At 74.2% G+C, this 11756-nt stretch carries 11 protein-coding genes; 7 read left to right on the top strand and 4 right to left on the bottom strand.

Annotated features, from left to right (window positions below):
* The first annotated feature begins 11 nt into the window (after positions 1-11).
* A complete protein-coding gene (locus RAN62_RS08605; protein WP_305783980.1) occupies positions 12-1085 on the top strand; it encodes a lytic polysaccharide monooxygenase auxiliary activity family 9 protein in 1074 nt (357 codons plus the stop codon).
* A gap of 61 nt (positions 1086-1146) precedes the next feature.
* The gene (locus tag RAN62_RS08600) at positions 1147-2478 is read left to right on the top strand and encodes a glycoside hydrolase family 6 protein (protein ID WP_305783979.1); all 1332 of its coding nucleotides are present in this window, start codon (positions 1147-1149) and stop codon (positions 2476-2478) included.
* Between the two features lie 79 nt (positions 2479-2557).
* Here the strand turns inward: RAN62_RS08600 and RAN62_RS08595 are convergent, their stop codons facing one another.
* A complete protein-coding gene (locus RAN62_RS08595; protein ID WP_305783978.1) occupies positions 2558-2959 on the bottom strand; it encodes a VOC family protein in 402 nt (133 codons plus the stop codon).
* Positions 2959-3111: a hypothetical protein gene (locus RAN62_RS08590; protein WP_305783977.1), complete on the bottom strand. Its 153-nt coding sequence runs from the start codon at positions 3109-3111 to the stop codon at positions 2959-2961. The genes RAN62_RS08595 and RAN62_RS08590 overlap by 1 nt, the downstream gene beginning before the upstream one ends.
* A gap of 27 nt (positions 3112-3138) precedes the next feature.
* On the opposite strand from RAN62_RS08590, the gene RAN62_RS08585 reads away from it, so the two are divergent.
* Positions 3139-3402, top strand: coding sequence for a hypothetical protein (locus tag RAN62_RS08585; RefSeq protein WP_305783976.1), 264 nt, complete (start codon positions 3139-3141; stop codon positions 3400-3402).
* Positions 3403-3416: 14 nt separating this feature from the next.
* Here RAN62_RS08585 and RAN62_RS08580 read toward each other — a convergent pair whose 3' ends face one another.
* Positions 3417-7013: a SpoIIE family protein phosphatase gene (locus RAN62_RS08580; RefSeq protein WP_305783975.1), complete on the bottom strand. Its 3597-nt coding sequence runs from the start codon at positions 7011-7013 to the stop codon at positions 3417-3419.
* A gap of 104 nt (positions 7014-7117) precedes the next feature.
* Complete coding sequence (locus RAN62_RS08575) at positions 7118-7579, bottom strand: MarR family winged helix-turn-helix transcriptional regulator (protein WP_305783974.1); 462 nt, start codon at positions 7577-7579, stop codon at positions 7118-7120.
* Positions 7580-7638: 59 nt separating this feature from the next.
* Between RAN62_RS08575 and RAN62_RS08570 the strand changes: the two genes are divergently transcribed.
* The 4 genes from RAN62_RS08570 (at position 7639) to RAN62_RS08555 (ending at position 11745) form a co-directional block, all read left to right on the top strand.
* Positions 7639-8532, top strand: a complete 894-nt coding sequence (locus RAN62_RS08570) for an LLM class flavin-dependent oxidoreductase (RefSeq protein WP_305783973.1) — start codon at positions 7639-7641, stop codon at positions 8530-8532.
* A gap of 354 nt (positions 8533-8886) precedes the next feature.
* Entirely contained in the window at positions 8887-9333 is a 447-nt protein-coding gene (locus RAN62_RS08565; protein ID WP_305783972.1) for a hypothetical protein, read from the top strand.
* A complete protein-coding gene (locus RAN62_RS08560; RefSeq protein WP_305783971.1) occupies positions 9330-10547 on the top strand; it encodes a cytochrome P450 family protein in 1218 nt (405 codons plus the stop codon). Before RAN62_RS08565 ends, RAN62_RS08560 begins: the two co-directional genes overlap by 4 nt.
* 394 nt (positions 10548-10941) lie before the next feature.
* On the top strand, positions 10942-11745 hold the full coding sequence (locus RAN62_RS08555; protein WP_305783970.1) for a DUF3152 domain-containing protein: 804 nt from the start codon (positions 10942-10944) through the stop codon (positions 11743-11745).
* Positions 11746-11756 lie beyond the last annotated feature (11 nt).

Raw genomic sequence — 11756 nt, 5'->3', positions numbered from 1 at the left:
GGGGAACCCGCATGAAAGTCCGCAACAGATTCCTGATGGCGGCGGCGAGCGCGATTCTCGCCGCGACCGCCGGGGTGGTGGTCCTGACCAGCGGCCCGGCCGAGGCGCACGGCGCGATGATGGTGCCCGGCAGCCGTACGTACCTGTGCTGGAAGGACAGTGTCGGCGCGACCGGTCAGGTCCAGCCCAAGAACCCGGCGTGCGCGGCCGCCATCGCCCAGAGCGGCCCGAGCTCGATGTACAACTGGTTCGCCGTGCTGCGCTCCGACGGCGCCGGGCGTACCTCCGGCTTCATCCCCGACGGCCAGCCGTGCAGCGGCGGGACCGGCGGCCCGTACGACTTCACCGGCTTCAACCTGGCCCGCAACGACTGGCCCGTGACGCACCTGACGTCGGGTGCGGCGCTGCGCTTCGACTACAACAACTGGGCCAAGCACCCGGGCACCTTCCGGCTCTACATCACCAAGGACACGTGGAGCCCGACCCGGGCGCTGGCGTGGAGCGACCTGGAGTCCCAGCCGTTCTCCACGGTGACCAACCCCGAGTCGATCGGCGGCCCGGGCACCGAGGACGGGCGCTACTCGTGGACGGCGAACCTGCCGTCGGGCAAGAGCGGCCGGCACCTCATCTACTCGGTGTGGGCCCGCTCGGACAGCCAGGAGACGTTCTACGGCTGCTCGGACGTGGTGTTCGACGGCGGCAACGGCGAGGTGACCGGGGTCGGCGACGGTACGACGCAGCCGACCACGCCGCCGCCGTCCAACCCGACCACGCCGCCGCCGTCGAACGGCAGTTGCTCGGCGGCGTACACGTTGACCAGCTCGTGGACCGGCGGCTTCCAGGGTGAGATCAAGGTGACCGCGGCCGCGGCCCTGGCGAACTGGTCGGTGCGCTTCACCTGGCCCGGTGGCCAGAGCTCGAGCCAGGCCTGGGGCGGCGTCATCAGCACCGCCGGCACCGCGGCGACGGTCAGCCCCGAGTCGTGGAACCGCAGCCTGGCGGCCGGAGGCACGGCCACGGTCGGCTTCCTCGGCAGCGGCACCGGACCCGCCGCGCTGCCCGACCTGGCCTGCGCGCCCGTCTGACCCTTCCCGGTGCGGGCCCGTGGATCCACCGCCGCGGGCCCGCCATCCCCTTGGAGTTCCCGTGCGTCCACGTCACGTCCTCGCCGCCGCGCTCGCCTCCGTCGCGGTGGCCGGTGTCACCATGCTCGCCGCGCCGGCCGCCGACGCCGCCGAGTCCCCGTACTACGTCGATCCGCAGACCAGCGCGGCCCGCTGGGTCGCCGCCAACCCGAACGACTCCCGCGCCGCCGTCATCCGGGACCGCATCGCGAACGTCCCGCAGGCACGCTGGTTCGCCTCCTACAACCCGGCCACCGTCCAGGCCGAGGTGGACGGCTTCACCGCCGCCGCGGCCCAGGCCGGCAAGACGCCGATCATGGTGCTCTACAACATCCCCGGCCGCGACTGCTCCGGCGCGAGCTCGGGCGGCGCCCCGGACCACGCGTCCTACCGGGCCTGGATCGACCGGGTCGCGGCGGGACTGCAGGGCCGCCCCGCCGCCATCATCCTGGAACCCGACGTGCTCGCCCTGATGAGCACCTGTCAGAGCCAGGACCTGCAGAACCAGGTGTACGCGTCCATGGCGTACGCGGGGAAGAAGCTGAAGGCGGCCTCGGCGCGGGCCAAGGTCTACTTCGACGCGGGACACTCGGCGTGGCTGGCCCCGGCCGACATCGCCGCCCGGCTCAACCGGGCCGAGATCGCCACGAGCGCGGACGGCATCTCCGTGAACGTGTCCAACTATCGGACCACGGCGGAGAGCATCCCGTACGTCCGCAACGTCATCGCCGCGACCGGCGTGAGCGGCCTGAAGGGCGTCATCGACACGTCGCGCAACGGCAATGGCCCCGCGGGCAGCGAGTGGTGCGACCCGGCGGGCCGGGCGATCGGGACGCCGTCGACCGATCAGGTGGCCGATCCGATCCTGGACGCGTACCTGTGGATCAAACTGCCCGGTGAGGCGGACGGCTGCATCGCCGCGGCGGGCCAGTTCGTGCCGCAGCGCGCCTACGACCTCGCGGTGGCCGCCGGTCCCGTGACCACCACGCCGGTGACGCCCTCGGTCACTCCCAGCGCCTCGACCCCGGCGAACCCGGGGGCGTGCTCGGTGGCGTACACGAGCAATCAGTGGGCGACCGGCTTCACGGCCGACCTGCGCATCACCAACAGCGGCCCGCCGCTCGCGTCGTGGCGCCTGACCTTCACGGTCGGCTCGACGGTCAGCGTGAGCAACGGCTGGAACGGCGTCTGGTCCCAGTCCGGCACCACCGTCACCGTGGCCAACCCGTCGTGGGCGGGCAGCCTGCCCAACGGCGGCTCGGTGACGACCGGATTCCAGGCGTCCTTCACCGGATCCCCGGGCGCGCCGAGCGGATTCGCCCTCAACGGCACGCCCTGCACGGCCACGCTGTAGAAGCCCCCGGCCGGTCCGGTCCTGCCCCGGGCCCACCTTCCACCGCCCGTTGATCTTCGCGTTCCCCCGGGCGCGAAGATCAGCCGGACCGGCCGGGTCCCAGCAAGTCCCACTTGTTCCCCGCGATGTCGAGAAAGACCGCCACCCGCCCGTACGGCTCGGCGCGCGGCTCCCGCACGAACGTCACCCCGGCGTCGGCCATCCGCCCGTACGCGGCGTCGAAGTCGTCGACCCGGAGGAAGAACCCGACCCGGCCCGCCGCCTGGGTCCCGACGGCGGCGCTCTGGTGCTCCCCGTCCGCGCGGGCCAGCAGCAGCCCCGTCTGCGCGCCGGGCGGGCGCACCACGACCCAGCGCTTCGGCCGCCCGTCGTTGGTCAGCGACGGCGAGTCCTCGACCAGCTCGAACCCGAGCACCCCGGTGAAGAAGGCGATCGCGGGGTCGTAGTCGTCCACGATCAGGGCCACCAGGTCGACCTGCATCAGATCCCCTCCACCACGCGCCGGAGCCCGGGCGACGTGACGGACGCCCAGCCGGCGAAGAGCTTACGAAAGTAGGCGCCGTACTGGGCGAGCAGCGCCGGGTTCCGCTTTCCGTACAGGTAGACCAGCTCCTCCGCCGCCGGGCCGGCCACACGGCGCTGTCATGACAGCATGGGACAGTGAGCGACGAGTATCCCGTGGCGTTCCGGGCCGAGGCGCGGGTCGAGAAGTCCCGGTGGCGGCGCCGGCCCCGGCGGGTGCTGCACTACGACGCGCGCTGGGCGGACGGGCGGGTCGAGCGCGACGTCGACCTGGTCGGCCTGATGTACCGGCGCGCGCCCGCCGACTACGTCGTGGTCAAGAAGGCGATCGACGACCACTGCCCGGCCGAGGGCGCCGGCCCGTGGATCGGCTACCCCTACGGCGAGGTCGCCGACGCGTAGCGCGGGCCGGCGGTTCAGGGGGTCAGGCTGCGCTCGATCTCGACCACGGTGCCGGTGGCGGTGGAGGTCACGTTGACGGCGCCGTAGGCGTTCATCAGGAGGGCGCCGCGGCCGCGGTCGGCGGGGGCCGGGCGGGCGCGCCAGGTGCCGTAGTCGCGGACGCTGAGGTGGACGACGCCGCCCGCGACGCGGAGGCGGACGTCGACGTCGGGGCGGGTGGGTTGCTGGGCGTGCTCGACCGCGTTGTTGACGGCCTCGGTGGCGGCGATGAGGAGGTCCTGCATCAGGTCGTCGTCGGTGACCGGGCCGGCCAGGGCGGCGCGCAGGTCGCGGCGCAGGGCCGCCGAGGCGGTCGGCTCCAGCGGGTAGGTCCAGTGCCGGTCGATGTCGTCCGGGGCGGTCGCCGCGGCGGCGGCGAGGCGGGGCAGGTGGCGGACCACCAGCGCGGCCACGTCGTCGGTGTCGGCGGCGCCCTTGACCACGGTGTCGATCAGGCCGGCGGCGGAGACGGCGTCGCCGGCCGCGTCGCAGCGGGCGAGGAGCCGGCCCACGCCGAGGCCGAGGTCGCCGCGGCGGTCACCGGCCAGGCCGTCGGTGAAGGCGACGAGGACGGCGCCGGGCGGCATCTCGGTGCGGTTCACCGTGTACGTGGCGGAGGTCAGGCCCAGCGGCGGGCTCGTGTGCCCGCGCAGCCATTGCGCCCGGCGCCCGGGGATCCGCAGCACCGGGGCGGGATGCCCGGCGGAGCACCAGACCAGCTCGCCGGTCGCCGGGGTCAGCCGGGCCAGCAGCACGGTCGCGTAGTGCGGGGTGCTGAGCCGGGACAGCATGGCGACGAGACGGTCGAGGATGCGGGGCGGCTCCGGCTCCTCCCCCGCGTACGCGCGGACGGCGTTGCGCAGCTGGGCCGCCGTGACCGCGGCACCCAGGCCGTAGCCGGCGACGTCGCCGACGCTGAGCAGCAGGTCGCCGCCGGGGAGGGTGAACGCGTCGTACCAGTCGCCGCCGACGCCGCCGGAGACGGGCCGGTAGCGGGCGGCCAGCTCCCAGCCGGGGAGGGCGGGCAAGGTGGGCGGCAGCAGGCTGTGCTGGAGGGTGGCGGCGATCTGCCGCTCGTGGCTGAGCTCCCAGCGGCTCTCGGCGAGCGCGGCGAGGGTCACGGCGATGGGCTCGAGCGTGCTGGCGGCGCGGGCGGACGGCGACGTGCCGGGCAGGAGCACGGTGAGGGAGCCGAGGTTCTCGCCCGTACCGCTGCGCACCGGCACGACGACGTCGGCCGCGTCGTCCGTACGGGTGTCTTTGTCCCCGGCGTCGCTGTGGAACGTGAGGGCGTCGCGCCCGGGGCCCGCCTGCAGCACGGTGGTCGCGCGCAGTCCGCCCAGGAGGGCGCGGGCCTGGTCGGTGGCGGAGCGGACGGCCTCCTCGAGGGCGCGGCCGGAGGCGATCACCGCGGTGGTGGCGGCGGCCGCGGCCGTACGCCCGGAGCCCTCGACCGGCGCCTGCGGCCGCCCGCGCCGCAGCGCCCCCCGCACCCGCGCGAGCAGGTCCGCGGCGGTGAACGGCTTGACCACGTAGTCGTCGGCGCCGGCGTCGATGCCCTCGGCCCCGGACTCGCCGCCGGCCCGGGCGGACAGCACCAGGATCGGCAGCGCCCGGGTGGCGGGGTCGCGCCGCAGCTCGCGAATCAGCGAGAAGCCGTCGAGCCCAGGCATCATCACGTCGGTCACCAGCAGGTCGGGCGGGTCGTGGCGCACCGCCTCGAGCGCGGCGCGCCCGTCGGCCACGCCCTGCACCTGCCACCGCTGATCGGCGAGCAGACGCATCAGGTACGCCCGCATGTCCGCGTTGTCGTCGGCCACCAGGATCCGCGTGCCGGTGTCGCCGGCGGCGGGACTGTCGGCGACGGTCCAGCTGAGGGCTTCCTCCGCGAGGGCGAGCGCGGCGCCGCCGAGGGGCGTGGACTCGGCCGGGCCGTCCGTGGCCACGGCCGGCCAGGGCAGCGTGACCGTGAACGTGCTGCCGCGGCCGGGCGTGCTGGCCACGGTGACGTCGCCGCCGAGCAGCCGGCTCAGCTCGCGGACCAGGGCGAGCCCGATGCCGCTGCCCTCGTGACTGCGCGACCGGGCCCCCTGCACCCGGTGGAAGCGGTCGAAGAGCTGGGCCTGGTCGCCCGGGTCGATGCCGATGCCGCTGTCGGAGACCCGCAGGCGTACGCCGTCGTCGTCGCTGTCGAGCGTCACGCGGATCTCGCCGACGAACGTGAACTTCAGCGCGTTGGAGATCAGGTTGGTGACGATGGTCTCCCAGTGCGCCGGGTCCACGGCGGTGGGCCGCGGCAGCGGCGGGCAGTCGACGACCAGGCGCAGCGAGGAGCGCTCGACCGCGGCCCGGAACACGCCGGCCAGCCCCGCGGTGAGCCGGGCCAGGTCGACCGGGCGCGGGGTGGTGCCGGCCCGGCCCGCCTCCAGCCCGGAGAAGGTGAGCAGGTTGTTGACCAGGGTGAGGAGCCGGGTCGCGTTGCGCCGGGCCACGTCGACGCGTTCACGCTGGCGGGGCCCGAGCGGCTCCCCGGTGTCGTCGAGCGCGTCGGCGAGCGGGCCGAGCATGAGGGTCAGCGGCGTCCGGAACTCGTGGCTGACGTTGGTGAAGAAGGCCGTCTTGACCCGGTCGAGCTCGGCCAGTTTCTCGGCGCGGCGGCGCTCCTCCTCGTACGCGAGGCTGTTGCGGACCGCGACCGACACCTGCCGGCCGAGCAGCTCGAAGAACGAGCGGTAGTCGTCGTCGAGACCGCGGCTCGGGCTGACCGCGGCGACGAGCACGCCGAGCGGGCGGCCGGACTCGCCCGACGGCAGCGGCACGGCGACGATCTGGCGGACGGGGTCGCCCCACGGGCCGCCGGGGACGGTCAGGCCGGCGGGCACGTCGAGCACCTGCAGGGAGCCGGGCGGGTCGACCTCCGGCGCGATGCCGGGGTGGGTGGCCGTCACGCTGCCGTCGCTGAGGCGGATCGCGGCGAACGGCACGTCGAGGGGGTGCCCGGCGACGGCCGCGACGAGGCGCTCGGTGGTCTCGGCGACACTGCCGCTGCCCACGGACAGCTCGCGGAGCAGCCGCAGCCGGCGCTGGCCGACGACCTGCTCGGTGACCTCGCTGCAGACGGTGAGGACGCCGGCCGTACGCCCGGCGTCGTCGCGGGCCGGGGCGTGCGAGACGCTGAAGTACGCCTCCTCGCGGTACCCGGCCCGTTCGAGCGCGAGCTGCAGCGCGGGCACCCAGCTGGCCACGCCGGTCGCCATGGCCTCGCTGATCAGGGGCTCGAGGACGTCCCAGCCCGCCTCGAGCGTGACCCGCACGTCGCCGCCGAGCGCCCGCGGGTGCTGGTCGCCGATGAGCGCGGAGTAGGCGTCGTTGTAGAGCTGGGTGAACTCGGGGCCCCACAGCAGCAGCATCGGATAGCGGGAGGACAGCACGATGCCGACGGCGGCGCGCAGGCTCTGCGGCCAGTCGTCCACCGGCCCGAGCGGGGTGCGCGACCAGTCGAGCCGGGCCATGAGCCGCCCGGTCTCGCCACCGGTGAACAGCCCGGTGGTCAGCGGCTCGTCAGCCGACATCGCTGGTCACTCCGTCATCACGTCCCCCTCGCGCCCCGCGGCGCCGCCCTGCCGACACTACCTGCCCTTACCCGCGTCCTGACCTGCTGATACCTGAGCCCGGGTCACTCTTTTCCGGCTCCGGCGGGATCTTTTCCGGCTCCGGCGGGAAAGACGACCGGCACCTCGTTGCCGAGCACCACCCGGGCGAGCAGCCCGGCGAGGGTCTCCCGGTCGCCGCCGGCCAGCCCGGCGGGCAGCTCGGCGATCCGGCGGCACGTCTCGTCGTAGAACTGCCGGGCGAGCCGGTCGCCGTCGGCCGTCAGCCCCACGAGGACGCCGCGGGTGTCGCGCGGGTCGGGCTCCCGGCGCACGAGTCCGAGGCGCTCGGTGCGGTCGACCAGGCCGCTCAGGCTGGACTTGGCCAGGCGCAGCGTGGTGCTCAGCTCGCCCATCGCATAGGCGCGGGGCATCAGCACGCAGAGGAGCTGGCCCTGCTGCTGGGTGATGCCGTACTCCCGGGCGGACTCGGTGTAGACCGCGTCCACCAGGAACGACGTCCGCACGAGGGCCGCGACGATGTCCATTCGGCGAGTCTATTGGTAGGTTCTAGTTCGTAGTACGAACTACGAACGGGGAGGCAATCATGACGGACGTGGTATTCGGTTTCGGGGCCCACTCGACCGTGGCGGAGGCGCCCGGGCTCCTGCGGCTGACCGGGCTCGCCGACCGCGAGGGGCTCGAACTGTTCTCACTGTCGGACCATCCGTATCTGGGGGCGCGGCTGGACGCGTACGCGGCGATCAGCCTGATCCTGGGTCGCACCGAGCGGCTCGCCGGGCTGGCCAACGTGACGAACCTGCCGCTGCGGCCGCCCGCGATGCTGGCCCGCACGGTGACCTCCCTGGCCACGCTGTCGGGCGGGCGGATCGTGCTGGGCGCGGGGGCGGGCGGCCGCTGGGACCGCATCGCGAGCATGGGCGTGCCGCAGCTCACCCCCGCGGCCGCCGTCGAGGCCTTCGAGGAGGCGATCACCCTGATCCGGTTGCTGGGCGGCGGCGGGGCGCCGGTCACCTTCGACGGTACGTACTACCAGGTCAGCGGGCTCGAACCGGCGGACGCCCCGGCGCCGCCGGTGTGGACGGGCTCGGTCGGGCCGAAGTCGCTCGCCGCCACCGGGCGCGTCGCCGACGGCTGGATCCCCGGGCACGCCGCCGACTGGCTGAGCAGCCGGTATCGGCAGTCGCGGCCGATCATCGACGAGGCGGCGCGGGCGGTGGGGCGCAAGCCGGGCGACATCCGGACGGTCTACAACCTGCCGGGGCGGATCACCGACGCGCCGCTGGCCGCCCCGCGCGACGGGGACGGGCGGTGGGTGGGCGGGTCCGTGGCGCAGTGGGTCGAGGAGTTGACGTCGGCGGTGGTGTCGCACGGGGCCGGCGGGTTCATGCTCTTCTCCCCCGGCGGCGGGACGCCGGACGAGGTGTCGCTGGGGCGGTGGGCGGCGGAGATCGCGCCGGCGGTGCGGGCCGCTCTGTAGCGCGCCCTTTGTTCAGCGCGCCCTTTGTTCAGCGCGCCGCTGTGTGGTCAGGGCCGGCCCGGCCGGGTCGCCGGTGCAGCCCGGCGCCCGGCGTCAGGCCGTGTGCGGCGCACGACTCCGGGCCGTGGCCCGTCGTCTGCCCCTGAATGCGCCGCTAACCCGTTCCCCCCGGCGGCGACCCTCCACAGTCGAGCCCGCGGGTGGCATCGTGGGAGGGGAACATTACGCTCACTCCTGGCACGCACGCAACGCCTGTTGAGTGACGATCCGCGCGGGGTCGCGTTTCCGCAGCCCAGCGTCGCACGCGCGAGTCGCGGGCATTCAACAGGCGTTTATCAAAGGGGGAGGCGAACCATGGCCCACCCACCGGGCTCGCTGGCGGCCAGACTGAACCGTCTGTTCGCGACCGTCCGCCCGCGACCGGAGGAGATCCAGCGCGGCCGCCCCGGCCGCGAATGGTTCAACAGCGAGGTCGCCGAGCGCATCAACGGCCCCGGCGAGGTCGCCGACCGCATCCACCGCACGGTCGGCCCGGTCACCATCAGCGGCGCCTACATCGGCGAGCTGCGCCAGGGCAAGGTCACCGACCCGCGCCTGAGCCACCTCAAGGCCCTGGCCATCGCCTTCGAGGTCCCGGTCGGCTACTTCGTCGACGACGCCACCCCGCCCCCGCCGGGCCGCCTCCGCGACGTCCTGGCCGGCGCGGGCCTCTCCGACCGCAGCCAGGCCGCCATGACCACCATCTTCGAGCAGCTCCTCGAGGTCGAGGGCCTGACCACCGCGAAGGAAACCCCCCAGTGACCGTCCCCGCCGCCCCGCTCCCCGACTCGATCGTCACCGATCCGCACGGCGTCTACGCCCGCCTGCGCGACGAGGCCCCGATCCACCGCTTCGCCCTGCCCGACGGCGCGTACGCGTGGATCGTCACCCGCTACGACGACGCCCGCGCCGCCCTGGCCGACCCGCGCCTGTCGCTGAGCAAGACCCACGCCGGCGAGGGCGCCTGGAAGGGCTTCGGTCTCCCGCCGGCCCTGGACAACAACCTGCTCAATCTGGATCCGCCGGACCACACGCGGCTGCGCCGGCTGGTCGGCAAGGCCTTCACGCCGCGCCGCGTCGAAGCGATGCGACCCGAGGTCGAACGCGTCGCCGCCGCCCTGCTCGCGCCCGTGGCCGCGGCCGGAGGCGGCGACCTGGTCCGCGACTTCGCCGTCCCGCTGCCGGTCGCGGTCATCTGCGACGTGCTCGGCATTCCCGCCGAGCGCCGCGCCGACCTGGGCGACTGGGCCGGCACCATGCTCGCGCCGCCGAAGGACGACCCGGCGGCTCCGGCCCGCGCGGTGGGCAGGCTGGTCGCCTTCCTCACCCAGCTGATCGCCGAGAAGCGGACCGGTCCGGGTACGGACATCCTGTCGGCCCTCGTCGCCGCGCGGGACGACGACGACCGCCTCAGCGAGGACGAGCTGACCTCCCTGGCCTTCCTCATCCTCGTCGCCGGCTACGAGAACTCGGTGCACCTGATCGGCACCGGCGTCCTCACGCTGCTCCAGCACCCCGAGCAGTGGGCGGAACTGGCCCAGGACCCGGCCCTGCTGCCGAACGCGGTCCGCGAGCTGATGCGCTTCGAGCCGCCCGCCCCGGTCTCCATCCGCCGCTTCGCCAAGCAGGACACGCAGCTCGCCGGCGTCACCATCCCCGCCGGCGACACCGTGATGATCGCCATCGCCGCCGCCGACCGCGACCCCGCCCGCTACCCCCACCCGGACTCCCTCGACCCGCACCGCGACACCACCGCCCAGCTGACCTTCGGCCACGGCATCCACTACTGCGTCGGCGCGCCGCTGGCCCGGCTTGAAGCCGAGGTGGCGCTGGGCGCCGTCCTGCGCGCCCTCCCGGGCCTCACCCTGGCCGTCCCCGCAGCCGAGCTCAGATGGCGCGACTCCTACCGCTCGCGGGCGCTGCTGTCCCTGCCGGTCCGCACCGCTGGACAAGGCGGGACGAGCGGCCTACATTGAGGTCACGCCGTTGCGAGTTCTTCCCCCGTGGAATTCGCAGCGGCGTTCTCCGTTCCCCGCCCGGCTTCTGCGGCCGCGACCATGCACCAGCTCGGAGAAGACATCTCGACAGCTACCGGCGGTTTGCGCGGACCCGCGCACGTGGCGAACACCGCCGACCGCAGCCTGGCGCTGCTCGACTTCGCGCTCCGGCGGGCTCGGGCGGTGGGCAACGCTGCTGCACGACGGCGTGGCCGCGGCCGGGTCGGGGCGGTGGCGATCGAGTGCTGGGGGGTACGTGCCGAGAATCACCGAAATGCCAGGTCAGGGAGTGGTGATTAGCTGAGCATGCAACCTTCGGGGCGGGGCATGCGTCACTGTGGGCGCCGGGGTTCCTTGCCGAAATGGGTTGAGCATGTCGTTGGGTCTGCCGAGAGTGATCGCCGCCGTCGTGGCGGTGGGGGTGCTGGCGGGGTGCGGGAGCTTCCGGGCGCCTCAGGTGCACGGGACCGGGGCCGGCGGCGATCGGCAGCAGGCGACGGTGGACGAGGACACCGAGCCGGCGCCGGACACCGCTCCCGTACGGTCGAAGCCCGCCGCGGCGCGGATCACGTATCCGGCGGACGGGTCGCGGCGGTGGCTGGCGGCGGCCGGGCAGACCGGGCCGGCATCGGGGCAGGGCGGGACGCTGCTGCGCTACCGGGTGCTGGTGGAGCGGGACATCAAGGGGCTGCCCGCGGCGACGTTCGCCACCGCGGTCGCGGCCACGCTCGGGGCCGACGACGGGTGGACCGCCGGCGGGCAGTGGCGCTTCAAGCGGGTGGGGCCCGGCCAGGCGTACGACTTCACGCTCTATCTGGCGACGCCGGACACCCGCGACGAGCTGTGCCGCGATGTGCCGGACGGCTACACGTCGTGCCGCAGCGGCGACAAGGTGGTGCTCAACGTCGCGCGGTGGGTCGAGGGCGTCCCCTCGTACGGGAAGAATCTCGCGTCCTACCGCCGGTACATGGTCAATCATGAGGTGGGCCACCGGCTGGGCCACGGGCACGAGCTGTGTCCCGGCCCGGGCGAGCCGGCGCCGGTCATGCAGCAGCAGACGCTGGGCCTGCACGGATGCCAGCCGAACGACGCCCCGTACGTGGACGGCGAGAGCTACCACGGCCCGTCGGGCGCCTACCCCGACGGCACACCCGAGCGTGAGAAGGGCCGCAAGTAGCAGAATCACGT

It is taken from the genome of Symbioplanes lichenis, assembly GCF_030709675.1.
GTDB lineage: Bacteria > Actinomycetota > Actinomycetes > Mycobacteriales > Micromonosporaceae > Actinoplanes > Actinoplanes lichenis.
Note: the sequence above shows the minus strand (reverse complement) of the source record. Positions and strands in the feature narration are given on the sequence as shown.